23 protein-coding genes are annotated in these 25028 nt (G+C 62.1%); 15 read left to right on the forward strand and 8 right to left on the reverse strand.

Annotated features, from left to right (window positions below):
* Positions 1 to 26: 26 nt before the first annotated feature.
* Positions 27 to 1439 carry a cytochrome c oxidase accessory protein CcoG gene (gene ccoG / locus AC1M7R_RS21465; RefSeq protein WP_072394225.1) on the reverse strand — a complete coding sequence of 471 codons (1413 nt, stop codon included), beginning with the start codon at positions 1437 to 1439 and terminating at the stop codon, positions 27 to 29.
* A gap of 216 nt (positions 1440 to 1655) precedes the next feature.
* A complete protein-coding gene (locus AC1M7R_RS21470) occupies positions 1656 to 1889 on the reverse strand; it encodes a DUF3203 family protein (RefSeq protein ID WP_053154459.1) in 234 nt (77 codons plus the stop codon).
* A gap of 133 nt (positions 1890 to 2022) precedes the next feature.
* Between AC1M7R_RS21470 and AC1M7R_RS21475 the strand changes: the two genes are divergently transcribed.
* Positions 2023 to 2529, forward strand: a complete 507-nt coding sequence (locus AC1M7R_RS21475) for an MgtC/SapB family protein (RefSeq protein ID WP_053154456.1) — start codon at positions 2023 to 2025, stop codon at positions 2527 to 2529.
* A gap of 110 nt (positions 2530 to 2639) precedes the next feature.
* On the opposite strand, the gene AC1M7R_RS21480 is transcribed toward AC1M7R_RS21475, so the two are convergent.
* Positions 2640 to 2804, reverse strand: coding sequence for a hypothetical protein (locus AC1M7R_RS21480; RefSeq protein WP_165887612.1), 165 nt, complete (start codon positions 2802 to 2804; stop codon positions 2640 to 2642).
* Positions 2805 to 2994: 190 nt separating this feature from the next.
* On the opposite strand from AC1M7R_RS21480, the gene AC1M7R_RS21485 reads away from it, so the two are divergent.
* The 3 genes from AC1M7R_RS21485 to glgB all read left to right on the forward strand — a co-directional run bounded on the left by AC1M7R_RS21485 (position 2995) and on the right by glgB (position 10702).
* A complete protein-coding gene (locus AC1M7R_RS21485; RefSeq protein ID WP_072394228.1) occupies positions 2995 to 4992 on the forward strand; it encodes an alpha-1,4-glucan--maltose-1-phosphate maltosyltransferase in 1998 nt (665 codons plus the stop codon).
* Positions 4993 to 5105: 113 nt separating this feature from the next.
* Entirely contained in the window at positions 5106 to 8450 is a 3345-nt protein-coding gene (gene treS / locus AC1M7R_RS21490; protein ID WP_072394230.1) for a maltose alpha-D-glucosyltransferase, read from the forward strand.
* Positions 8451 to 8461: 11 nt separating this feature from the next.
* Complete coding sequence (gene glgB / locus AC1M7R_RS21495) at positions 8462 to 10702, forward strand: 1,4-alpha-glucan branching protein GlgB (RefSeq protein ID WP_072394233.1); 2241 nt, start codon at positions 8462 to 8464, stop codon at positions 10700 to 10702.
* A gap of 136 nt (positions 10703 to 10838) precedes the next feature.
* On the opposite strand, the gene gudD is transcribed toward glgB, so the two are convergent.
* Together gudD and AC1M7R_RS21505 are read right to left on the reverse strand one after the other, a co-directional pair.
* Entirely contained in the window at positions 10839 to 12182 is a 1344-nt protein-coding gene (gudD, locus tag AC1M7R_RS21500; protein ID WP_072394236.1) for a glucarate dehydratase, read from the reverse strand.
* Between the two features lie 28 nt (positions 12183 to 12210).
* Positions 12211 to 13557 carry an MFS transporter gene (locus AC1M7R_RS21505; RefSeq protein ID WP_072394239.1) on the reverse strand — a complete coding sequence of 449 codons (1347 nt, stop codon included), beginning with the start codon at positions 13555 to 13557 and terminating at the stop codon, positions 12211 to 12213.
* Between the two features lie 326 nt (positions 13558 to 13883).
* Here AC1M7R_RS21505 and AC1M7R_RS21510 point away from each other — a divergent pair, with 326 nt between their 5' ends.
* On the forward strand, positions 13884 to 14594 hold the full coding sequence (locus AC1M7R_RS21510) for a FadR/GntR family transcriptional regulator (RefSeq protein WP_072394242.1): 711 nt from the start codon (positions 13884 to 13886) through the stop codon (positions 14592 to 14594).
* 245 nt (positions 14595 to 14839) lie between these two features.
* Here the strand turns inward: AC1M7R_RS21510 and AC1M7R_RS21515 are convergent, their stop codons facing one another.
* Genes AC1M7R_RS21515 through AC1M7R_RS21525 form a run of 3 tightly spaced genes read right to left on the reverse strand, consistent with a single transcriptional unit; the run spans position 14840 to position 17432 of the window.
* The gene (locus AC1M7R_RS21515) at positions 14840 to 16021 is read right to left on the reverse strand and encodes an acetyl-CoA C-acetyltransferase (protein ID WP_072430428.1); all 1182 of its coding nucleotides are present in this window, start codon (positions 16019 to 16021) and stop codon (positions 14840 to 14842) included.
* Positions 16022 to 16032: 11 nt separating this feature from the next.
* The gene (locus AC1M7R_RS21520) at positions 16033 to 16698 is read right to left on the reverse strand and encodes a CoA transferase subunit B (protein WP_072394248.1); all 666 of its coding nucleotides are present in this window, start codon (positions 16696 to 16698) and stop codon (positions 16033 to 16035) included.
* 35 nt (positions 16699 to 16733) lie between these two features.
* Positions 16734 to 17432 (reverse strand): CoA transferase subunit A, encoded by a 699-nt coding sequence (locus AC1M7R_RS21525; RefSeq protein ID WP_072394251.1) that lies wholly within the window; start codon positions 17430 to 17432, stop codon positions 16734 to 16736.
* A 157-nt stretch (positions 17433 to 17589) separates the two neighbouring features.
* Here AC1M7R_RS21525 and AC1M7R_RS21530 point away from each other — a divergent pair, with 157 nt between their 5' ends.
* From AC1M7R_RS21530 to AC1M7R_RS21575, 10 genes are all read left to right on the forward strand, one after another.
* Complete coding sequence (locus AC1M7R_RS21530; RefSeq protein ID WP_072394254.1) at positions 17590 to 18495, forward strand: LysR family transcriptional regulator; 906 nt, start codon at positions 17590 to 17592, stop codon at positions 18493 to 18495.
* 150 nt (positions 18496 to 18645) lie between these two features.
* Complete coding sequence (locus AC1M7R_RS21535) at positions 18646 to 19155, forward strand: ferritin-like domain-containing protein (RefSeq protein ID WP_072394257.1); 510 nt, start codon at positions 18646 to 18648, stop codon at positions 19153 to 19155.
* Positions 19156 to 19214: 59 nt separating this feature from the next.
* Entirely contained in the window at positions 19215 to 19484 is a 270-nt protein-coding gene (locus AC1M7R_RS21540) for a hypothetical protein (RefSeq protein ID WP_072394262.1), read from the forward strand.
* A 38-nt stretch (positions 19485 to 19522) separates the two neighbouring features.
* The gene (locus AC1M7R_RS21545; protein WP_371128574.1) at positions 19523 to 19783 is read left to right on the forward strand and encodes a metallothionein; all 261 of its coding nucleotides are present in this window, start codon (positions 19523 to 19525) and stop codon (positions 19781 to 19783) included.
* A 610-nt stretch (positions 19784 to 20393) separates the two neighbouring features.
* Positions 20394 to 20771 (forward strand): con-10 family general stress protein, encoded by a 378-nt coding sequence (locus AC1M7R_RS21550; protein ID WP_072394265.1) that lies wholly within the window; start codon positions 20394 to 20396, stop codon positions 20769 to 20771.
* A gap of 255 nt (positions 20772 to 21026) precedes the next feature.
* On the forward strand, positions 21027 to 21908 hold the full coding sequence (locus tag AC1M7R_RS21555) for a manganese catalase family protein (protein ID WP_072394268.1): 882 nt from the start codon (positions 21027 to 21029) through the stop codon (positions 21906 to 21908).
* Between the two features lie 110 nt (positions 21909 to 22018).
* The gene (locus AC1M7R_RS21560) at positions 22019 to 22948 is read left to right on the forward strand and encodes a ZIP family metal transporter (RefSeq protein ID WP_072394272.1); all 930 of its coding nucleotides are present in this window, start codon (positions 22019 to 22021) and stop codon (positions 22946 to 22948) included.
* A 248-nt stretch (positions 22949 to 23196) separates the two neighbouring features.
* Positions 23197 to 23769, forward strand: coding sequence for a hypothetical protein (locus tag AC1M7R_RS21565; protein ID WP_103894199.1), 573 nt, complete (start codon positions 23197 to 23199; stop codon positions 23767 to 23769).
* Complete coding sequence (locus AC1M7R_RS21570; protein WP_072394275.1) at positions 23766 to 24197, forward strand: phage holin family protein; 432 nt, start codon at positions 23766 to 23768, stop codon at positions 24195 to 24197. Before AC1M7R_RS21565 ends, AC1M7R_RS21570 begins: the two co-directional genes overlap by 4 nt.
* Positions 24194 to 24982: a DUF3618 domain-containing protein gene (locus tag AC1M7R_RS21575; RefSeq protein ID WP_072458496.1), complete on the forward strand. Its 789-nt coding sequence runs from the start codon at positions 24194 to 24196 to the stop codon at positions 24980 to 24982. Before AC1M7R_RS21570 ends, AC1M7R_RS21575 begins: the two co-directional genes overlap by 4 nt.
* Positions 24983 to 25028: the final 46 nt, after the last annotated feature.

The following is a 25028-nucleotide window of genomic DNA, read 5'->3' on the forward strand; positions in this document are numbered from 1 at the left end:
CCACACGCGTGCGGCATCTTAATGCTTCAGCGGTTCATCGGCGCGACAAAACGGCTCTTGGCCACGCTGTGGATGCCGGGGTCGTCGCTATCGGTCACCTTGAAGGTCATGTCCTGGGAGCCGCTGCGGGGCCTTTCGCTGAGCATCGCCACCGACACCGGTACGTCGACGATCTCCCCCGGCGCCAGGCTCAGTTGCGTCTTGCCCTGCAGGACGAAGCCGTCGCCGTCCACCAGGGACAGGTGGTAATCCTGGCGCTGCTGGGTCTTGTTGATGATCTTCAGGCTATAGATGTTTTCGATCAGGCCCTGGCTGTTTTCCCGGAACAGGCCACGGTCCTTGCTCACATCCAGGGAGACCATGGGCCGCTGCACCAGCGCGATCGTCAGCGCCGCGATCATCACCAGCAGCACGGCGGTATAGCCGACCAGCCGAGGCCGCAGCAGATGCGTCTTGCCCCCTTGCAACTGATGCTCGGAGGTGTATTTGATCAGGCCGCGGGCGTATCCCATCCTGTCCATGATCGAGTCGCAGGCGTCGATGCACGCCGCGCAACCGATGCATTCCATTTGCAGGCCATCGCGGATGTCGATGCCGGTGGGGCAGACCTGCACGCACATCTGGCAATCGATGCAATCCCCCAGGCCGATATTGGCCGGCTTCACGTCGCGCTTGCGCGGGCCGCGGATCTCGCCACGGGCCGAGTCGTAGGAAATGGTCAGCGTGTCCTTGTCGAACATCACGCTCTGGAACCGTGCATAAGGACACATGTGCATGCACACGGCTTCGCGCAACCAGCCCGCGTTGAGGTAGGTGGCCCCGGTGAAGAAGAGCACCCAGAACAGGCTGACGCCGGCTATCTGCAGGGTGAGCAACTCTTCGGCCAGCGGCCGGATCGGTGTGAAGTAGCCGACGAAGGTCAGGCCGGTGAGCAGGCTGATGCCCAGCCACAGTGTGTGCTTGGCCGAGCGACGCAGCAGTTTGTTCAGGCTCCAGGGCGCCGCCTGCAGTTTGATGCGCTGGTTGCGATCACCTTCGGTGATCTTCTCGCACCACATGAAGATCCAGGTCCAGGAACTTTGCGGACAGGTGTAGCCGCACCACACCCGCCCGGCGAATACGGTGATCGCGAACAGGCCGAAGGCGGCGATGATCAACAGCGCCGACAGCAGGATGAAATCCTGCGGCCAGAACGTCGCGCCGAATATGTGGAATTTGCTTTCCGACAGGTCCCAGAGCACCGCCTGGCGGCCGCCCCAGTTCAACCATACGGTGCCGAAGAACAGCAGGAACAGAAACCCGGCGCCGCTCATGCGCAAGGTGCGGAACAAACCGGTGAAGCTGCGGGTGTGGATCAGGTTATCGGTGCTCCGGGCCTTTATCTTGCCTGGAGTGGGGTCGAAGGTCTGTATCAACTGGACGGGGATTCGGTCGCTCATGGTCGGTCGCTCATCAGCCGTTATCTGGCCGGGGCACTATGACCACGAAACTGTTTGCATAACAGGCTCAGGTATTTCGATTAAAACCGGATCAGATGGCCTGTAGCCCAGGCCCTGCGACACTTTGATGCACCCTGATTGATCTGCTCGAGGCTGCCATCCTGTTTGCGCCTGCCACCCGGGTGCCAGGGAAGAAGGGCAGCCCCACAGGGAGTCTCAAATGGCCGAACCGCTGTCGGTGGCCTTGAGGTTGCGGCGCCCATCGTTCGCTCCGGCTACCGTCAATGCGTCGACTTCGGCCTCGGTGAGGTAGATCCGTTTGCCGTTGAGGTCCACGGCGGACATGGCTTTATCGGCGTCGGTAATGATCGTCAGCTCGCTGGCGGAACACTCCAGCGTGCCGTCGGCTGTCTGGAATTCGCAGATGCCGTCAGTGATGTTCATAGTCATGGTGTCACTCCTTCACGTTGATAAGCGTTAGGCGTCGCCGGCAAGGCAGGGTTCGTTGCGTCGGATCAGCGGTCGGGCGCACCTCTGGCGTCGTTTGCGGTCCATCGTTCATGGACTGAAAGAGGAGGCACCTATGGAAACCTGGTGGCATCAGGTCTGGATCACTATGCAGTCGGAATTCGCCGATATCGGCGACACACAACAGATGACCCGGGTCACCGTGCGCCTGGTGATGGCCGCGCTGCTGGGCGGCATCCTGGGATTCGAGCGAGAACACAAGGGCAAGGCCGCAGGCGTGCGCACCCATATGCTCGTTGCCCTGGGGGCTGCGCTGTTCGTGCTGGTACCGCAGATGTCCGGTTCCCAGGCCGATGCGATGAGCCGGGTGATACAGGGCGTGGTGGCGGGCATCGGTTTTCTCGGCGCCGGCACTATCCTGAAAAACAATGAAGGCGACGAAGGCCAGGTAAAGGGCCTGACCACGGCCGCCGGCTTGTGGATGACTGCGGCCATCGGCGTGGCGGCGGGCCTGGGCAAGGAAGGAACGGCGGTATTGAGCACGGTGCTGGCACTGGCGATCTTCAGCGTGATGCCAGTGATTGTCCGGGCCCTGGAAAAGGAGCGAGACGACAAACCCTGATTTCATCGCCATCTTGCACACAACTGCTGGCGACGTGGCCTGCCAGCCGACCTTGACGGTGGCTGACAGTCCGTTGCCGCTAACGCCCCATGATGCTTATGAATGACGCCTCAAACCCGCTCCGGCGAATTCTCGTTCGGCGGGTCGCCCACGGGCGGCTGCGGGTCGAGGGGCGGGTCCTTTTCCGGTATGGGCTCCGGGTCGGGGCCAGGCGGTGGCAAAGTGGGGTCGTCGATGTTCGGATCAGGTGTTTCGGCCGGGATGGGAATATTCATCGGGACGGGTCTCCGTGAGGCACATGGCTTGAGTCGTGCTTATCCTTGTTGACCATCCGGGACCAGGTTCGATCCCCCCAGTGTCCCGGGTAAATCTCGCTGAACTTTTGGTCGCCGGCCCGGTTCGGAGGTTAAGTGAGTTTTTTATCGTCACAAGCACGTCCATGGGGCGTAAAAGGAGCGATGCTCGATGACTGCTGAACACTTGACTGACTTGGCGTACAACCCGCACTTGCCACTGTCCCACGCCTTGTTGCTGCCACGTATCGCCATTGAGAACACCATGCCGGTGATCGACGGTGGGCAATTCGCCGCCAAGGTCGTCGCCGGGCGGGATGTGACCGTGACCAGCAAGGTCTTCGCCGACGGTCATGACAAGCTGGCCGTGCGGATCCGCTGGCGGGCGCTGGAGGATGAGGTTTGGAACAGCGAGGTCATGACCGACCTTGGTAACAACAGCTGGCGAGGCCAGTTCAACGTACCCGAACAGGGCCGTTACGTGTTCTGTATCGAGGCCTGGTTCGATCAGTTCGCCAGCTTCCGTTATGAACTGGAGAAGAAGTACGGCGCTGGTGTGCCCATCAGCCTCGAATTGCAGGAAGGGCGCAACCAGGTGCAACTGGCCGCCGAGCGTAGCGACGGCGAATTGAGCGAGGAGTTGGCAGCGTTGCACCATGAGCTTTCGGGCCTGTTGCCCGAAGAGCAGGTGGCGCTGTTTCTCGCACCACGCAGTGCCGATCTCATGTCCTTGGCCGATCATCGACCCTACCTGAGCATCAGTCCCGAGTACCCGCTGGACGTAGAACGCAAAGAAGCCGAGTTCGCCAGCTGGTATGAGCTGTTTCCCCGCTCGATAACAGACGATCCCAGCCGCCACGGCACCTTCAATGACGTGCATTCACGCCTGCCGATGATCCGGGACATGGGCTTCGATGTGCTGTATTTCCCGCCGATCCATCCCATTGGCCGCAGTTTCCGCAAAGGCCCCAACAACTCCCTGACTGCCGGCCCCGATGACCCGGGCAGCCCGTATGCCATCGGCAGCGAGGACGGCGGGCACGAGGCGATCCATCCACAACTGGGTACCCGGGAAGACTTCCGCCGCCTGGTGGAAGCCGCCGCCGACCATGGCCTGGAAATCGCCCTGGATTTCGCCATCCAGTGCTCCCAGGACCATCCCTGGCTCAAGCAGCATCCGGGCTGGTTCAGCTGGCGGCCGGACGGCACGATCAAATACGCGGAAAACCCGCCGAAAAAATACCAGGACATTGTCAACGTCGACTTCTACGCGGCGGACGCCATTCCCAGCCTGTGGCTGGAGCTGCGGGACATCGTGGTGGGCTGGGTCAAGGAAGGCGTGAAGATGTTCCGTGTCGACAACCCCCACACCAAGCCGTTGCCGTTCTGGCAGTGGCTGATCGCCGATGTGCGGGCGCAGTACCCTGAAGTGATTTTCCTCGCCGAAGCCTTCACTACGCCGGCGATGATGGCGCGGCTGGGCAAGGTCGGTTATTCCCAGAGCTATACGTACTTCACCTGGCGCAATACCAAGGCCGAGCTGGCGACCTATTTCACGGAGCTCAATCAGTCGCCGTGGCGCGAGTGCTACCGACCGAACTTCTTCGTCAACACCCCGGACATCAATCCGGCGTTTCTCCATGAGTCGGGCCGTGCGGGGTTCCTGATCCGCGCTGCCCTGGCCACCATGGGATCGGGCCTGTGGGGCATGTACTCCGGCTTTGAGCTGTGCGAGTCGGCGCCGGTACCGGGCAAGGAGGAATACCTCGATTCGGAGAAGTACGAAATCCGCCCTCGGGATTTCACCGCCCCCGGCAACATCATCGCCGAGATCGCCCAGCTCAACCGTATCCGTCGCCAGAACCCGGCGCTGCATACGCACCTGGGCCTGACGATCTACAACGCCTGGAACGACAACATCCTGTATTTCGGCAAGCGCACACCCGATGGCAGCAATTTCATCCTGGTGGCGGTGAGCCTGGATCCCCATAACCCCCAGGAAGCCAGCTTCGAACTGCCGCTCTGGGAGATGGGGTTGCCGGACGACGCCCAGACCCAGGGCGAGGATTTGATGAATGGACACCGCTGGATTTGGTACGGCAAATACCAGTTCATGCGCATCGACCCGGCCTACCAGCCGTTCGGGATCTGGCGGATCAGCGCGGCGTAAGGCTGTGCAACGAGAGATGCCAGCGGGGGCCTTTGTGGGGAGGGGATTTATCCCCTCGCCACACATGAGCCCTTGTGCCCCAACGGCCTTATTGAATTCATCAGGAGTTGCAAATGGCGAAAAAACCGCGGTCCGCCACGTTCATCAAGGATCCGCTCTGGTACAAGGATGCGGTGATCTATCAGGTCCATGTCAAATCGTATTTCGATTCCAACAACGACGGCATCGGCGACTTCCCCGGGTTGATCGAGAAGCTCGACTACATTGCCGACCTGGGCGTCAATACCATCTGGTTGCTGCCATTCTATCCCTCGCCCCGGCGCGACGACGGCTATGACATCGCCGAGTACCGAGGCGTCAGCCCTGACTACGGCACCATGGCCGACGCGCGGCGCTTCATTGCCGAAGCCCACAAGCGCAACCTGAGGGTCATCACCGAGCTGGTCATCAACCACACCTCGGACCAGCATCCCTGGTTCCAGCGCGCCCGCAAGGCCAAGAAAGGTTCGAAGGCACGGGACTTCTACGTCTGGTCCGATGACGACCACAAGTATGACGGCACGCGGATCATTTTCCTCGACACCGAAAAATCCAACTGGACCTGGGATCCGGTGGCGGGCCAATACTTCTGGCACCGCTTCTATTCCCACCAGCCGGACCTCAATTTCGACAACCCGCAGGTCATCAAGGCCGTGCTGTCGGTGATGCGCTACTGGCTGGACATGGGCATCGACGGCCTGCGCCTGGACGCGATCCCCTATCTGATCGAGCGCGACGGCACCAATAACGAGAACCTGCCCGAGACCCATGACGTCCTCAAGTTGATCCGCGCCGAAATCGACGCCAACTATCCGGACCGCATGTTGCTTGCCGAAGCCAACCAGTGGCCGGAAGACACCCAGCTGTATTTCGGCGATGTCGACGCCCAGGGCCTCAACGGCGACGAATGCCATATGGCGTTCCACTTTCCGCTGATGCCGCGCATGTACATGGCGCTGGCCCAGGAAGACCGTTTCCCCATCACCGACATCCTGCGTCAGACCCCGGAGATCCCCACCAATTGCCAATGGGCGATCTTCCTGCGCAACCACGATGAGCTGACCCTGGAGATGGTCACCGACAAGGAACGCGACTACCTGTGGAATTACTACGCGGCCGACCGTCGGGCGCGTATCAACCTGGGGATCCGCCGACGCCTGGCGCCGTTGATGGAGCGCGATCGCCGCCGCGTGGAGCTGCTCAACAGCCTGTTGCTGTCCATGCCGGGCACGCCGACCCTGTACTACGGCGACGAGATCGGCATGGGCGATAACATCTATCTGGGGGACCGCGATGGCGTGCGCACGCCGATGCAGTGGTCCATCGACCGCAATGGCGGTTTCTCCCGGGCCGACCCCGCCAGCCTGGTACTGCCGCCCATCATGGATCCGCTGTACGGCTATCAGTCGGTCAACGTCGAGACCCAGGCCGGCGACCCGCACTCGCTGCTCAACTGGACCCGGCGGATGCTGGCGGTGCGCAAGCAGTCCAAGGCGTTTGGCCGTGGCACCTTGAAGATGCTGTCGCCGAGCAATCGCCGGATCCTGGCCTATACCCGCGAATACACTGGCCCCGACGGCAAGCATGAAATCATCCTGTGCGTGGCCAACGTGTCCCGCAGCGCCCAGGCCGCCGAGCTGGATCTTTCGGCCTATGCCGGCATGGTTCCGGTGGAGATGCTGGGGGGCAACGCCTTCCCGCCCATCGGCCAGTTGAATTTCCTGCTGACCCTGGCGCCGTACGGCTTCTACTGGTTTGCCCTGGCGGCGGAAAACCAGATGCCGAGCTGGCATGTCGAACCGGCCCAGAGCCTGCCGGATTTCACCACCCTGGTGCTGAAAAAACGCCTGGAAGAGTTGCTCGAAGCCCCCTCGCGCACCACGCTGGAGCAAACCATCCTGCCGAGCTGGCTGCAGAACCGCCGCTGGTTCGCTGGCAAGGACAGCGCCATCGAGAAGGTCGACCTCGTCTACGGGGTGCGCTTCGGCGATCCCCAGCATCCGGTGCTGCTCAGTGAAATCGATGTCACCAGCGCCGGGCAGACCCTGCGCTATCAACTGCCGTTCGGCCTGCTGGCCGAGGATCAGGTCGGCGCGGCCTTGCCGCAGCAACTGGCGCTGTCCCGGGTTCGTCGAGGCCGTCAGGTGGGGTTGATCACCGATGCGTTTACCCTGGAAAGCTTCGTGCGCGCCGTGCTGCACGGCATGCAGGTCGGCACGGTGCTGCCGTGCGGCGAGGGCGAGTTGCGCTTCGAGCCCACCGAGGGCCTGGCGGCATTGAATCTGGGGAGCGAACCGCAAGTGCGGTATCTGTCCGCCGAGCAATCCAACAGTTCAGTGGTGGTGGGCGGCAGCCTGGTGCTCAAGCTGATCCGCAAGGTCGCTTCGGGTATCCATCCGGAACTGGAGATGAGCGCCTACCTGACCGCCGCCGGATTCAGCAACATTTCTCCGTTGCTGGGTTCGGTGATTCGTCGTGATGCCCAGGGCGAGGATGCGCTGCTGATGATTGCCCAGGGTTACCTGAGCAATCAGGGCGACGCCTGGGAGTGGACCCAGAACAACCTCGAACGTGCCCTGCGCGACGAGTTGGCCGATGCGGTTTCCGAGCAGGAGCAGCATTACAACGCCCTGGGTGAGCTGAAGGATTTCGCCGGCATGCTCGGCCAGCGCCTGGGGGAAATGCACAAGGTGCTCGCCCAGGCCACCGACAACCCCGATTTCGCTGCGGTGAAAACCAGCGCCAAGGACGCCCAGGCCATCGGCAAGGACGTGGCCGCCCAGGTGGAAAACGCCCTGCGCCTGCTCAAGCAGAACCAGGACCAATTGAACCCGGCGGACCAGGCCATGGTCGCACGTTTGCTGGAACACCGCAAAACCGTGCTGGCCCATGTGCAGGACCTGGCCGGCAAGGCTGCCGGTGGCCTGCGTATCCGTGTACACGGCGACTTGCACCTGGGGCAGGTGCTGGTGATCAAGGGCGATGCCTACCTGATCGACTTCGAAGGCGAGCCTGCCCGTCCGCTGCCTGAGCGCCGCGGCAAGCACAGCCCGTACAAGGATGTCAGCGGTGTATTGCGTTCCTTCGATTATGCGGCGGCCATGGCGATTCATTTGAACACTGTCGACAGCACGGCCGATGCCGACGCCGCACGGCAACGGGTCGCCGATCGTTATCTGCGTGAGGCCCGCCAGGCATTTGTCCAGGCATATCGACTGGCGGCAGCTAGTCTTGCCCATGAGTGGAAGGATGCTGAAGGCGAAGACGCTGCGCTGGCGTTGTTTGGCCTGGAGAAGGCGGCCTATGAAGTGGCCTATGAAGCCGAGAATCGCCCCGCCTGGCTGCCCGTGCCGTTGCACGGTCTGTACGGGCTCTTGAGGGGGCTGGAACCCTTTTCCGACTTAGCCGGACCGATTTAGTGGAGAGAATCATGAGTGTCTCGAACAAGGATCCACAGGGGCAGGCGAAAGAGTCGCTGCTGCCGCCCCTCCGTGACATCGACGCGCTGGTGCGCGCCGAACACCACGACCCGTTTTCCATCCTCGGCCCCCACGGCGACGGCGCGGGCGGACAGTTCATCCGGGCCTACCTGCCTGGTGCGCTGAGCGTCCAGGTGGTCGCCCGCGATGGCGGCGAAGAACTGGGTGAGTTGCAACAGACCGAAACGCCGGGGCTGTTCGTCGGCCATTTCGACCGCGCCCAGGCGTACCTGCTGCGTACCCGCTGGGCCGGGGGCGAACAGCTGGCCGAAGACCCCTACAGTTTCGGGCCACTACTGGGGGAGATGGACCTCTACCTGTTCGCCGAAGGCAATCATCGCGACCTCAGTTCCTGCCTCGGTGCGCAATTGACCACCGTCGATGGCATCGATGGCGTGCGCTTCGCCGTGTGGGCGCCCAATGCCCGCCGGGTGTCGGTAGTGGGAGATTTCAACGTCTGGGACGGTCGCCGCCATCCGATGCGCATCCGCTACCCGTCGGGCGTATGGGAGCTTTTCATACCCCGCTTGGGGGCCGGTGAAGCCTACAAATACGAAATTCTCGGCGCCCACGGCATCCTGCCCCTCAAGGCCGATCCGGTGGCCCTGGCCAGCCAGATGCCGCCCGACACTGCCTCGAAGGTCGCCGCGCCGTTGAAGATCCAATGGCAGGACGACGAATGGATGCAGCAGCGTCGCGAGCGGCAGCTACCGGCCGCACCATTGTCGATCTACGAGTTGCACGCCGGCTCCTGGCAATGCGAGATCGATGAGGCAGGGGAGGTGTCTCGCCAGTACAACTGGCATGAACTGGCCGAGCGGCTGATCCCCTACGTCAAGGAGATGGGCTTCACCCACATCGAGTTGATGCCGATCATGGAGCACCCGTTCGGTGGCTCCTGGGGTTATCAACCCTTGTCGCAGTTCGCCCCGACGGCGCGCTATGGGTCGCCGGACGATTTCGCCGCGTTCGTCAACGCCTGTCACCAGGCCGGCATCGGGGTGATCCTCGACTGGGTACCGGCGCATTTCCCCACCGATACCCATGGGCTGGCCCAGTTCGATGGCACTGCGCTGTACGAATACGGCAACCCCCTGGAGGGCTTCCACCAGGACTGGGACACCCTGATCTACAACCTGGGGCGTACCGAGGTGCACGGGTTCATGCTGGCCTCGGCCCTGCACTGGCTCAAGCATTTCCATATCGATGGCCTGCGGGTGGATGCGGTGGCCTCGATGCTGTATCGCGACTACTCGCGCAAGGCCGGCGAATGGGTGCCCAACCGTCACGGCGGCCGGGAAAACCTCGAAGCCATCGATTTCCTGCGGCACCTCAACGATGTAGTGGCCCTGGAAACGCCCGGCGCCTTGGTCATCGCCGAAGAATCCACCGCGTGGCCCGGTGTCAGCCAGAGCACGCAACAGGGTGGCCTGGGCTTCGCCTACAAGTGGAACATGGGCTGGATGCACGATTCGCTGCACTACATCCAGCAGGATCCGGTGTACCGCGCCCATCACCACAACGAATTGAGCTTCGGCCTGGTGTACGCCTGGTCCGAACGCTTCGTGCTGCCGATCTCTCATGACGAAGTGGTCCACGGCAAACGGTCGCTGATCGACAAGATGCCCGGCGACCGCTGGCAGAAATTCGCCAACCTGCGGGCCTACCTCAGCTTCATGTGGGGCCATCCGGGCAAGAAGCTGCTGTTCATGGGTTGCGAATTCGGCCAGTGGCGCGAGTGGAACCACGACCAGCAACTGGACTGGTACCTGACGCAATACGCCGAGCACCGTGGGGTGCAGAAGCTGGTGAGCGACCTGAACCGCCTTTACCGCGAAGAACCTGCGCTGCATGATCAGGATGACGCGCCCCAAGGGTTCCAGTGGTTGATCGGCGACGATGCGCTCAACAGCGTCTATGCGTGGCTGCGCTGGAGCAAGGAGGGGAGGCCGGTGCTGGTGGTCGCCAACTTCACGCCGGTGCCGCGTGCGAGCTATCGGGTCGGTGTACCGTTCGGAGGGCGCTGGGTGGAACTGCTCAACAGCGACGCCGACACCTATGCCGGCTCCAACTATGGCAACGGCGGCGGAGCCTGCGCCGAGGAAGTACCCAGCCACGGCCAGGCCTTGTCGCTGGAACTCAACCTGCCGCCGCTGGCGGTGTTGATCCTGCGGCCGGAAGGTTTGGTGTAATCCTACGGCCACTGTCAATTCAATGGGGGAGCGAGCCTGCTCGCGATGCGGTAGTTCAGTCAACACTCATGCTGGCTGATCTGGCGTCATTGCGAGCAGGCTCGCTCCTACAGGTGCAGTGGTGACGGGGGCCTTTTCAGCGCACCAGGCACGGCTGCTTGTTGTTGAACGACCAGCCCGGAATCAGGAACTGCATCGCCACCGAGTCGTCACGTGCGCCCAGGCCCATGCCTTTGTACAGCTCATGGGCCTTGGCCAGTTGGTCGGTGTCCAGCTCGATCCCCAACCCCGGTTTTTGTGGAACCTGCACGCAGCCCCCCTTGATCTGCAGCGGCGCCTTGGTCAGCCGCTGGCCGTCCTGCCAGATCCAGTGCGTGTCGATGGCGGTGATGTCCCCCGGTGCGGCGGCGGCCACGTGGGTGAACATCGCCAGAGAGATGTCGAAGTGGTTGTTGGAATGGGAACCCCAGGTCAGCCCCCACTCATTGCACATCTGTGCCACTCGCACGGAGCCCTGCATGGTCCAGAAGTGCGGGTCGGCCAATGGAATGTCCACCGATTGCAGGCTGATGGCGTGGCCCATTTCCCGCCAGTCGGTGGCGATCATGTTGGTGGCGGTTTTCAGGCCCGTGGCGCGGCGGAACTCAGCCATGACCTCGCGGCCCGAATAGCCATTCTCGGCCCCGCAAGGGTCCTCCGCGTAGGCCAGCACCCGATGCTGGTCACGGCATAGGCGGATGGCTTCCTTGAGTGACCAGGCGCCGTTCGGGTCCAGGGTGATGCGGGCCTGGGGGAAACGCTCGGCCAAGGCCGTCACTGCCTCGATTTCCTCGTCGCCCCGGAGCACGCCGCCCTTGAGCTTGAAGTCCTGGAAGCCGTAGCGCGCATGGGCTGCTTCGGCCAGGCGCACCACGGCGGCGGCATCCAGGGCTTTTTCATGGCGTACCCGGAACCAGTCGTTGTCGGCGTCCGGTTCGCTGCGGTAGGGCAGGTCGGTCTGCTGGCGATCACCAACATAGAACAGATAACCGAGCATCTTCACTTCATCGCGTTGCTGGCCCTGGCCCAGCAAGGCCGCCACCGGCACGTCCAGGTGCTGGCCCAGCAGGTCCAGCAATGCCGCTTCCAGGCCGGTGACCGCATGGATGGTGATGCGCAGGTCGAACGTCTGCAGACCCCGGCCTGCGGCATCGCGGTCGGCGAATGCCTGGCGGACATTGTTCAGAATCTTCTGGTAGGTCCCGATGGGATTGCCCACCACCAGGGCCCGGGCGTCTTCCAGCGTCTGACGGATGCGCTCGCCGCCAGGTACTTCGCCTACGCCGGTGTGGCCGGCGTTGTCCTTGAGGATGACGATGTTGCGCGTGAAGAACGGCCCGTGGGCGCCGCTGAGGTTCAGCAGCATGCCGTCATGGCCGGCGACGGGCACGACCTGCATGCTGGTGATGATCGGCGCTTTGTTGGCTTCTTGTGGAGTCATGTGCATTTGTCCTTGAACGAATCGGATATCAAACGTGGCTGGCGGCGGGATTGGCCGGCGTCGTGGCGGATTTCGGCTTGGGCGTGTTGCGCGCGGCGAACACGATGATCGCGGCGATGATGGATGTGGCCGCCAGGCCATAGAGGCCACCCTGGATGGAGCCGGTGTGCTGCTCCAGCAGGCCGAAGGTGGTCGGTGCGACGAACCCGCCAAGGTTGCCCACCGAGTTGATCAGGGCGATGACCCCGGCGGCGATCCGGGCGTCCAGGTAGGCCTGGGGAATCGGCCAGAACAGCGAGGACGCGGATTTGAAGCCCAGGGCCGCGAAGCAGATGGCGACGAAGGCGAAGATCGGTCCGCCCGTGGTGGACATGAACATCCCGGCCGCCGCGATCAACAGGGCCGCCGCGACCCAGGCCTGCTGGAATTTCCACTTGGCCGACAGCGAGGCGAAGGCGTACATGCCGACGATCGACAGCAGCCATGGGATCGAGTTGAACATGCCGACCTGCAGGTCGCTGAGCTCACCCATCTTCTTGATGATGCTCGGCAACCAGAACGTCGCGGCATAGATCGTCAACTGGATGAAGAAATAGATCAGGCAGAACAGGATGATCTGGCGATCCTTGAGCAACTGGCCGATGGACAGCTTGACCGGCGTAGCGGCTTCACGGGCCCGTTGTTCGTCATCAATGACTTTTACCAGCGCGTCCTGTTCATCGCGTTGCAGCCACTTGGCATCGTGGGGCTTGGAGTCCAGCCAGAACCAGACGAAGACGCACAGGCAGACGGAGAACATCCCTTCGATGAAGTACATCCACTGCCAGCCGTGCATGCCCAGGCCGTTGATCTGCAGCAACAGCCCCGACAGCGGGCCGGAGATCAGCGAGGCAATGGCCGAGCCGCTGAGGAAAATGGCGATGGCCTTGCCGCGTTCGACACCTGGCAACCAGCGAGTGAAGTAATAGATCACCCCGGGAAAGAAGCCGGCTTCGGCCACGCCCAGCAGAAAGCGCAGGATGTAGAAGTGGGTTTCGTTCTGGATGAACGCCATGGCCGATGCCACCAGGCCCCAGGTGAGCATGATGCGAGTCAGCCAGATCCGGGCGCCGATTCGTTGCAGCAGGATGTTGGAAGGGACTTCGAACAGCGCATAGCCGATGAAGAACAGACCGGCACCGAAGCCGTAGGCGGCCGCGCCGATGCCCAGGTCGTGTTCCATGTGGGCACGCACGAAGCCGATGTTCACGCGGTCGATGTAGTTGACGATAAACATGAGGACGAACAGCGGCAGGATGTGACGCTTGACCTTGGATATGGCCGAGAGCAGCACAGGGTCCGCGCCGGCATTCGCCTTGGGGCTGGAGGTGTTCACTGGTTTTTTCTCCCACTGATTATTTTTATGCGGGGCATCGAGCACGCGTCGATGTTGATAGACATCATACAACTTGATTTTTTTGAGTGACAAGCGCTTTTTAATCACGAATGCGCGGGGTGAAGGGCTGTCTTATGCCGTATTTATTGGTTAATAGGAGGATGTTTCGGTTTTTATCGGCGGATGAGCAGCGGAAAATCGTTTAAAGGTTCTCAGGGTTTTCAGGCAAACATTGAATGTTGTCATACAAGTTGAGCGATCAAAGTGCTCACGCTCTGGCCCGCTGATGATAGGATCGCCTAGCCTGTTTTCGAGGATCCCTGGCGATGCAAGACACCGAAGTCCCGCTGCGCAAGCGCACCCACAACCTGGCCCATGACCTGGTGGCGAAACTCAGCCAGAGCATCCTGCTGGGCCAGTTAAAACCGGGCCAGAAGCTGCCATCGGAAGGCGCCATCGTGCAGGAGCATGGCGTCAGTCGTACGGTGGTGCGCGAAGCGATTTCCAAGCTGCAGGCCTCGGGACTGGTGGAGACCCGTCATGGCATCGGTACCTTCGTGCTGGAGCAGACCGCAGAACCGGGCTTGCGGCTCAATGTCGATACCGCGGCGGGCGTGAGGGGAATCCTCGAACTGCGCCTGGGCCTGGAGACCCAGGCGGCGGCACTGGCTGCCCAGCGTCGCGATGAGCGGCAGTTGCAGCAGATGCGCCAGGCCCTGGATGACTACCAGCGGCTGCTGAGCAACAACGACAGTTGCGTGGAAGCCGACCGGCGTTTTCATCTGCTCATTGCCGAAGCCACGCAAAACACCTGTTTCGTCGAAGTCATGCAGCACCTGGGCAGCGCGATGATCCCCAGGACCCGGGTGAATGTGGCCGAACGGGGCCAGGCCGACCTGGGAAAACTGGCGCAAGTGGCCAATCTGGAGCATGAAGCGATCTTCAACGCCATCAAGCGCCAGGACCCCGATGCCGCCCGCGCCGCCATGTGGCTGCACCTGACCAACAGCCGCGATCGCTTTGGCGCGGGCTCCTGACAAAGGGTTTTCTGCAAAAGCAGTTCGGCAATCTCCCCCGGTCAGGCGAGCATCTCGCCACAATAGACCGGTCTGTCAGGTACACCGAAATTTACGACATGAAGGGCCAGCAGAGTCTGATCCAGGCGGTCGTGGCAAAAGCGCCAGGTAAAAAAAACGGCGCAACCGAGGTCGCGCCGGTGGTGGAGCCAGTGACCAGGCGGATGTTCGTGGGTCCGCGCAGCCACTGTTGAACGCGTCGTCGGTCAGCCTCGTTCCAGCGCCAGGGCCACGCCCTGGCCGCCGCCGATGCACAGGGTTGCAAGGCCTTTGCTGGCATCGCGCTTGATCATCTCGTGCAGCAGCGACACCAGCACCCGGCAGCCCGAAGCGCCGATGGGGTGACCCAGGGCAATGGCGCCGCCGTTGACGTTGACCTTGTCCATATCCCACCTCAGCTCCCTGGCCACGGCCAGCGATTGGGCAGCGAAGGCTTCGTTGGCTTCGATCAGGTCCAGTTGGTCCAGCGACCAACCGGCCTTCTCCAGGCAGCGACGGGTTGCCGACACCGGACCGATGCCCATGATGGCCGGGTCGACGCCGGCGTTGGCGTAGGCGCTGATTTTCGCCAGCACTGGCAAGCCCAGCGCCTTGGCCTTTTGCGCGCTCATCAGCACGACGGCCGCCGCGCCGTCATTGAGGGACGACGCATTGCCGGCGGTTACGCTGCCGTCCTTCTTGAAGGCCGGCTTGAGCTTGGCCAGGGACTCGGCGGTGGTACCGGCGCGCGGTTGTTCATCCGTGGCGAATGCCACGGGATCGCCCTTGCGCTGGGGAATCAGGATTGGCGTGATCTCATCGGCGAAGCGACCGCCTTCGATGGCGGCAACGGCCTTCTGCTGGGACGAGGCGGCAAAGGCATCCTGTTCCTCGCGGCTGATGCCGTACTTGTCCACCAGGTTCTCGGCGGTGATGCCCATGTGGTAGTCATTGAACGCATCCCACAGGCCATCGGTGATCATGCTGTCGATCATCTGCGCGTGGCCCATGCGCAGGCCGGTGCGGGCGGCCGGCAGGACGTAGGGGGCCAGGCTCATGTTCTCCATGCCGCCGGCGATGATGACCTCGGCGTCGCCGCAGCGGATCGCCTGGGCGCCCAGGTGCAACGCCTTGAGGCCCGAGCCGCAGACCTTGTTCAGGGTCAGCGCCGGCACCGCATGGGGCAAGCCGGCGAGGATCGACGCCTGGCGGGCCGGGTTCTGCCCGGAGCCTGCGGTCAGTACCTGGCCGAGAATCACTTCATCGACCTGTTCGCCGGACAAGCCGGTCTGTTCCAGCAGGCGACGAATCACCGCTGCACCGAGCTCCGGCGCGGGAATGGAGGCCAGCGAACCCTGGAAACTGCCGATGGCGGTACGGGTGGCGGCGACAATCACGACTTCTTGCATAAAATCTCTCCTCACGGTGCAGCGAACTGCATTTCAGGGACGTGGTCCGGCACGATCAGCTTGCCGGCAGTCTTGGCGACGATTTCCTCGACGCTGACGCCCGGGGCACGTTCTTTCAGGATGAAGGCACCGTCCTGGATTTCCAGGTAGGCCAGGTCCGTCAGCACTCGCTTGATGCAACCGGCACCGGTGAGCGGCAGGCTGCAACGGGGCAGCAGTTTCGATTCGCCGTCCTTGGACGCATGGGTCATGGTCACGATGATGTTCTCGGCGCCGGCTACCAGGTCCATCGCACCGCCCATGCCCTTGACCAGCTTGCCGGGAATCATCCAGGACGCGATATTGCCCTCGACGTCTACTTCGAATGCGCCGAGCACGGTCAGGTCGATGTGTCCGCCGCGGATCATGGCGAACGATTCGGCCGAAGAAAAGATCGACGCACCGATGCGCGCGGTGACGGTCTGCTTGCCGGCGTTGATCATGTCGGCATCGACTTCGTCTTCGGTGGGGAAGGCCCCCATGCCGAGCAAGCCGTTCTCGGACTGCAGCATGACTTCCATGCCTTCGGGAATGTAGTTGGCGACCAGGGTGGGAATGCCGATACCCAGGTTCACGTAGTAGCCGTCCTGCATTTCGCGGGCGACGCGTTGAGCCATTTGTTCGCGGGAAAGTGCCATGGTGTTATTCCTTCATTCGGGCCGGGGGCAGGGGATCACTTGCGTACGGTGCGCTGTTCGATGCGCTTTTCGAACGTGCCGCAAATGAGCCGGTCGACGTAGATGCCAGGGGTATGGATCTGCGTCGGGTCCAGCTCGCCGGGTTCGACGATTTCCTCGACTTCCACCACGGTGATTCTGCCCGCCGTGGCGGCCAGCGGATTGAAGTTCTGGGCGGTGTGACGGTAGACCACGTTGCCGAAATGGTCGGCTTTCCAGCCTTTGACGATGGCGAAGTCCCCCGTGATGGATTCTTCCATCAAGTATTGCCGGCCGTGGAATTCACGGGTTTCCTTGCCTTCGGCCACCGGAGTGCCGACACCGGTGGCGGTGAAGAACGCCGGGATGCCCGCGCCACCGGCGCGCATCTTTTCGGCGAGGGTGCCTTGGGGAGTGAGCTGGACTTCGATTTCACCACTGAGCAACTGCTGTTCGAAGAGGGCGTTTTCACCCACGTAGGACGCGATCACCTTGCGAATCTGCCGGTCTTCCAGCAGCACGCCGAGGCCGAAACCGTCGACGCCGCAGTTGTTGGACACCACGGTGAGATCGCGAATGCCCTTGCGCTTGATCTCGGCGATCAGGTTTTCCGGAATGCCGCACAAACCGAAGCCGCCGGCGATCACGGTCATGCCGTCCTTCAAGCCTTCCAGCGCTTCCTCATAGGAGCTCACGCGTTTGTCGAAACCAGCCATAGACACCTCTTTTATTCTTGATGGGGTCGCAATGGAATGCAGTGTTGCGCCAAGTCATATATTTGTTAAGTTGATTTTTGAGTTAGATTGATTGGTAAAACTCAATAATTGTCTTGCGGCTTGAAACCAGTCGCTTGCCGCTGGGAGCATCACGACCATGACCCTCAAGCAGATCCGTGCCTTCCTCGCCGTCGCCCAGAGCCTGAGCTTTGCCGTGGCCTGCGAACGGCTGCACCTGTCCCAGTCGGCCCTGAGCCTAACCATCAAGGCACTGGAGGACGGCCTGGGTGGACGCCTGTTCAGCCGCAACACCCGTAATGTGGCGCTGACCCCCGAGGGCGAGTCCCTCTTGCCGCTGGCCCGCAGGCTGGTTGCCGACTGGGATAACGCCGAGGATGAAATGCGCCAGCGCTTCACCTTGCAGCGGGGGCGCGTGACGTTGGCTGCGATGCCCTCGTTCGCCGGGAACCTGTTGCCACCGATCCTCAAGACCTTCCGCGTCCGCTATCCGAATGTCAACGTTACGGTCAACGATGTGATCAACGAACAAGTGCTGGAAATGGTGCGTGATCGCCATGTGGAGCTGGGCGTCGCCTTCGAGCCGGCGCAGGGTTCCTCCCTGGCGTTCACGCCGCTGTACCTGGACCGGTTCGTCGCGGTGGTGCCGCTGGATTCGCCCCTGGCCGATTGCCGGGAAATCCAGTGGCGAACCTTGCTGGAGCAACCGTTCATCACCTTGCAGCGGCCCTCCACCGTGCGGGTGATGCTGGAGGAGCACCTGCAGGCCCGGGGCATGAAGTTGCCGGTGGAATTCGAAAGTCATCAGTTGGCGACGGTGGGTCGAATGGTCGCCAGCGGCCTGGGGGTCAGCGCGGTGCCGGCGCTGTGCGTCAGGCAGATGCATGAGCTGGGGGCTCGGTGCATCACGCTTCGCGATCCCGTGGTGGAGCGGGCCATCGGTGTGTTGACCAAGCCGGGGCATGAATTGTCGGCTGCGGCTCAGGCGCTGTTCGACACCCTCAAGGATCAGCACCTCTGGGAACGAGGCCTGCGCCCAGACTGAACGCGGGCCTTTGCCGCTGCCATTGCCTTTCGTCGCCCCGGATCCTGGTTTCTTCAAACTTTCGACGTGTCTGGAACCTCCATTTTCATGAAGGGTATTTCAGAACTGTCGCGCTGCCATGCAGCAGCGACCACGGGTAAGGAGAAAAAAATGGCAACGCCCAAAGACAACCTGCTGGATTGGCTCAACGACGCTCATGCCATGGAGCAGCAAGCGGAAAAAATGCTCAAGGCCCAGGCCGAGCGCCTGGAGCATTACCCCGTCCTCAAGGCCCGGATCGAAGAACACCTGCAGGAAACCCTCGGCCAGCAGAAACTGGTCGAACAGTGCATCCAGCGCCTGGGCGGCAGCACGTCGATGCTCAAGGACATGGCCGGCAAGCTCATGGCTTTCGGCCAGGCGGTGGGCGGCATGACGATGAGCGATGAGGTGGTCAAGGGCGCCATGAGCGGCTATGTCTTCGAAAACCTGGAGATCGCCTCCTACACCGTGCTGATCGAGGCGGCGAAAGCGGCCGGCGATGTCGAAACCCAGCGCGCCTGCGAACAGATCCTGCCCCAGGAAATTGCCATGGCCGATTGGCTGCGCGATCACCTGCCGGAGATCACCCAGGCGTTCCTCGAACGTTCGGCGAACCCCAATACCGAAGCCAAGCGCTGAGCGTCAAGGAAAGCGGCCGGCCTGTCCGGCCGCTTCCGGATGCCGGCAAGAGGAGGCGTATGAAGCAGACCACGGGTGAAGTTCGAGCCATCAATCGCCAGAGCGCAATGGCCGGTGTCTACGTGCCACAGGAGGACGGTCACACCGTGCTGGAACTGCGTTCGGCCAATGACATCGACATCGGCGACGTTATCGAGTGGGACAGCGGCGAGGCCCTGGGCACTCAGTCCTACCGCAATCGCACCAAGGGCTGGAGCGCCGAGGTGTACGTGGTCAAGCACGGTGTCGCGGCCGCCAACCTTGAGGTTCAGTTGCTGGTGGGATCCTGAAACGTCGTCGAACAACGACCCGCAACGTAGCCAGGAGAATGAGCATGAGCGAATCGAAGATGAAATGCGGCTGTCCTGATTGCCAGTGCGAGGTGGATCCGCAACGGATGTTCAACCACGACGGCGAGGCCTATTGCAGCCAGGCTTGCGCAGAGCAGCACCCCAACGGCGAGCCGTGTCCGGCCCCCGATTGTCACTGCGAGCGTAGCGGCAAGGTGGAGGAGCGGGACATCACCAACCGACAATTGGACGACGCCCTGGAGGAAACCTTTCCGGCCAGCGACCCGATTTCTCCCTGAGCACCGAGTTTTCAGGCTCTGTACGAAAAGTCTTGAGATGACCCCCAGGCAAGGCGAAACAGCCGAGCAAGTGCAGTTACTGGAGTACCTCATCAGTATCAAGGCTTTTGGTAAAGAGCCTAATCCGGGCACCGGCGACAGGGTGCCCGGACACCGCAAGCCGGTCAGTGCGGTGGTGCAGAATAACACCGGCAGCCCGCGAGTTTTGGCTTCCTGGAACGGCGCGTGGCCGGGACGACGAGACCGGTGCAGTAGGGTGCCGGCGTCGCCCGACCTTTGGCAGACAGCGTGGAAAGACACGCACTGTTTTTTAGCTGCGAAGACAAGGCGAACTCGTACCGAACTTGTTCTGTTGCATATGTACATGTGACTAACGTTTCGCATGGGTGCGCTTCTTCGTGAATGGTATGACGCTTGTTTTAATTTGATTAATCGTTAGAGGAGGGTTCGATAGCGTTTTTTCAAGTGCTGCGGAGCCAAATTAAATGAACTCATGACTATTTACCGTTCGTCGTCGTCTGATGAACTTCATTTAAACCTTGGCGCCGGCAGATTTTCCGAATAGGACGAGCCAACTGGTTCGCTAACAGCAACTAACGAGGTGAATGAAATGGCTAATACAGGTAATAACAACCCTGGCAATTTCGCTAACGATCGTGAGAAGGCATCGCAAGCCGGGAAAAAAGGCGGACAGGCGTCGGGTGGCAACTTCGCCAACGATCCGGAACGTGCAGCCGAGGCCGGACGCAAAGGTGGCCAGGCATCGGGCGGCAATTTCGCCAATGACCCCGAGCGCGCCGCAGAGGCCGGCCGTAAAGGTGGCCAGGCATCGGGCGGCAATTTTGCCAACGATCCCGAGCGCGCTTCGCAAGCCGGCCGCAAAGGTGGCCAGGCTTCGGGTGGCAACTTTGCCAATGACCGGGAGAAAGCCTCCGAGGCCGGCAGGAAAGGTGGCGAAAACAGCCATGGCGGCGGTCGTGATTCCTGAGACCGCCAGACTTCAGGCCCCAGCCGCCTGGTTGGGGGCCGTGCCGGTTTCGATATAAGAACATCCATATAGTACCGGTTGGGTAATGTTTCATCGGTTCTGAGGGGCGGCGACTTGTGCAATTCTCCATAAGTTGCCGTTCGTTTTGTTTGTTGAATAAAAAGCACAGCACCAGTTCTTAATTATTTTTTGGCATTGGCGCGCCGGCGATTGCGGTGTGCTCACGGCCCTGTGTTCTGATCGAGGAGTTCAATCATGTTTATGCATAACAAACGACTGCAGTACACCGTGCGTGTCGCCGAGCCCAATCCAGGTCTCGCCAATCTGTTGCTCGAACAGTTTGGGGGACCCCAGGGTGAACTGGCGGCAGCGTCGCGTTACTTCACTCAGGCCTTGGCCGAGGATGACCCGGGGCGCAAGGACCTGCTGATGGATATCGCCACTGAAGAGCTCAGCCACCTGGAGGTGATCGGTTCGATCATCGTGATGCTGAACAAGGGCGCCAAAGGCAAGATGGCCGAAGGCGTGGACGAGGCGGGCCAGCTCTATCGCGACATCAACGGCGCTGGCAACGATTCCCATGTCACCAGCCTGCTCTACGGTGCCGGTGCGCCGTTGATCAACTCCGCCGGCGTGCCCTGGACCGCTGCCTACGTCGACACCATCGGCGAGCCCACCGCGGACATGCGCTCCAATATCGCCGCCGAGGCCCGGGCGAAAATCGTCTATGAACGGCTGATGAACATCACTGACGATCCGGGGGTTAAAGAAGCCCTGGGGTTCCTGATGACACGGGAAATCGCCCATCAGTTGTCGTTCGAGAAGGCACTGCACGCCATCCAGCCCAACTTCCCGCAAGGCAAGTTGCCGGGCATGCCGGAGTTCGCCAACGTCTACTTCAATATGTCCCAGGGCGAGCCGACCGTACGTGGCCCATGGAACCAGGGCGATGACTGGGAGTTCGTCGAAAGCCCGACGCCAGCGGTGGATGGCGGCGATGGCATGGCCAGTGTCCAGTTGAGCGAAGAAGACGAGGCGCGGTTGATGGACATGAAGGCACGGACGATGTCCAACCCTGAAAGCGACCCCACCACAGGCGCGGACTTGGGTTCAGGGATGCAAGGTGACAAACTGTAGGCCTGACGGGGCGGGGAAGCCTGGCTTGCCCGCCCGAACCTTCCATTGCAACGTTCCTGCCGCCTATGGCACGAACGATCGGGCTGGCTAAGCCTGTAAGGATATTTTCGATGGACCAGTCCACCTCCCGGATCCGATCGCCCTGGCGCACCTGGCTGGACCCGCTGCAAAACAACCCGCTGCTGGGCGCGAGCTTCTGGCTCGGTTTGATCGTGGTCGCCGCGTTGTTGCTGTACAGCGGCTATAACGCGCTGGTGGGGGCCGACCGTCATCACCTGGGCTACGCGGTGCTGGGGGGGACCTCCGGATTCGTCGCCACGGCACTGGGTGCGATGATGGCGGTGGTGCTGCGCGATATCTCCTCGCGCACCCAGGACATCATGCTGGGGTTCGCGGCAGGCATGATGCTGGCCGCCAGTTCGTTCTCGCTGATTTTGCCCGGCATCGAGGCCGCAGAGGTCATTTGCGGTAATCAACTGCTCGCTGCGTTTGTCGTCGTGCTCGGCCTGGGCCTGGGCGTTGCCCTGATGATCGGGCTCGACCGTTTCGTGCCCCATGAGCATGAATTGAGCGGTCGGCGCGGACCGCAAGCCGAACGCATCAATCGCGTCTGGTTGTTCGTGCTTGCGATTACCTTGCACAACTTGCCGGAGGGCATGGCCATCGGCGTCAGCTTTGCCGATGGGGATTTCAAGGTAGGCCTGCCGCTCACCACTGCCATTGCCATCCAGGACATCCCCGAGGGACTTGCCATTGCCATGGCCCTGCGGGTCACCGGCATCAGCACCCTGCGAGCGGCGTTAATCGCGGTGGGCTCGGGGTTGATGGAGCCATTGGGTGCGGTGATCGGCCTGGGCATGTCCTCGGGCGTGGCCGTGGCCTATCCCATCAGCCTGGGCCTGGCGGCCGGGGCGATGATTTTCGTGGTGTCCCACGAAGTGATTCCCGAAACCCACCGCAACGGCCATGAAACCCCGGCGACCCTGGGCTTGATGATGGGGTTCGCGGTGATGATGTTCCTCGATACGGCGTTGGGTTGAACGGCTCGGAAAACACCTGATCGCTGGAAAATGACGGGAACGAATCGGGCCTGGCGGATGCGCCAGCGCCCGTTTTTTTTGCCTGCGCTCTGCCTGGATCCACGGGGGATACCGCATGGCGCGCGACATCGAAACTCGTTGGAACTACCCCCCGCGACACTTCGTCATCTGTTCTGAGAGACCCATGGCCGGGCGATCACCGCGGTGGCTGCCCGTAATTGTTTTCATCACGGAGGCGATGGACAGACATGACTAATGCGGACAACCACTCCGAGCGACAACAGGGCCCTTCGGGCCAGGCACGACCCAACCCCATCAAGGATGAGTTGAACGAAACCATTGGCAGCGCCCGTGAACAGGCCGATGCGCATTTCGGCCATTACCGCGATACGGCGGCGGACCAGATCGATGCATTGGCGCGGGGCGCCAAGTCGGCGATGTCCGAGCTGGAAGCCAACGACACCTTAGGCCTGTCTCACTACCTGGCGGACATGGCGGATTCGATGACCGGCCTGGCCGGCAAACTGCGCCACATGAGCGCCGAACAATTGCTGCACGAAGGATCCCGTCTGGCGCGGGACAACCCGGGCCTGTTCCTGGCCGGCAGCGTGGCGGTGGGCTTCGGGCTGTCGCGGTTCCTCAAGGCTGGCAGCTCACCGGTCGCCGCGGACATCGACGACCCGGCCGCCGGCCATTCCACCCCACCATCCGGCGGCTTCACCGCACACGAGCCCTTCGAGCCTGGCGTCGATCCCATCGGCCCAGGCGCCGGCACCGGCTCGCTTTCGGATTCGGCCAGCACCCGAGGAGAACTGCAATGAATCGACCTGACCCGGATTTTCAACGTTCTGCAGGCGCCCCTGCCACCGATACCGATGCGTCGGTCATGGGGTTGCTCAAGCAACTGACCCACGAGGTCCCGTCGCTGTTCACCAAGGAGCTGGCCTTGGCCAAGGCTGAGTTCCAGGCCAGCCTCAATACCCTCAAGGCCGGCATTGCCGCTGTGGCCGGCGGGGCTATTGTGCTGCTGGCCGGTTTCATCGTCCTGCTGATGGCGGTGGTCTATGGCCTGAGCACGGTCATGGCGCCGTGGCTGGCGGCACTGATCGTGGGCGTCGTGGTCATGGTCGTCGGTTTCGTGATGGTGCAATCGGGCAAGAAGCAATTCGAACCGTCCCACTTCAAGCCGGACCGTACCCTCGAGGCATTGAATAAAGACCAGGACGCCCTGCGGAGGAAAGTCTCATGAAGGATGAATTCAAAACCGAATCCGAGAAGAGTCCGCAAGCCCTCGAGCGCGAGATCGACGAGCAACGGGCCCATATCAGCCAGATCGTCGACGCGCTGGGCAGCAAGTTCACTCCGGGGCAAATGCTCGACCAGGCCTTGACCCTGGTGAAGGGCAATGGCTCGGAGTTCTTCGGCAACCTCGGCACCACGGTACGTAACAATCCGGTGCCCACCGTACTGACCACGCTCGGATTGTGCTGGCTGATGCTTGGCCAGAACCATCCGCCTCGGGTGGGTTACCGGGTCGGGCCGGACCAGGACTGCGCGGGCCGGAGTGAAGGGCTCGTCGGTGCGCGGGAGCATCTGCACGACACCACCGATTCCCTGCGCGAGGGATTCCATCATCTCAAGGACAAGGCCTCGCACCTGGCCGACGATCTCGGGGCCAATGCCCGCCAGGCGCGACGCAGCGTCCATGCGACCGGAGAACGCCTGGCCCATGGCACGCAGGACCTGGGGGAACAGTTCAACCGGCTGCTCAAGGAACAGCCCCTGATGATGGCTGCGGCGGGAGTCGCCCTGGGTGCCATGCTCGGTGCCGCGTTGCCCGCCACCTCCACGGAGCAGCGAGTGATGGGCAAGACCAGCGCCAACCTCGCCGACAAGGCCAGGCAGACCGCGCGGCAGGGCTATGAGACGGTGCGCGATACGGTGAGCAAGACCACCGAGCATCACCAGGAAACACCTCCCAGGACTCAGGCACCTTCCGCGACGGACTTGTCCGGCGGGTTGGGCACTTCATAGCCCAGCACGCCGGGACGGCGCAGGTTCTGCGGTGCCTGCGCCGGCC

The sequence above is a fragment of the Pseudomonas sp. MS01C9 genome (assembly GCF_058202755.1).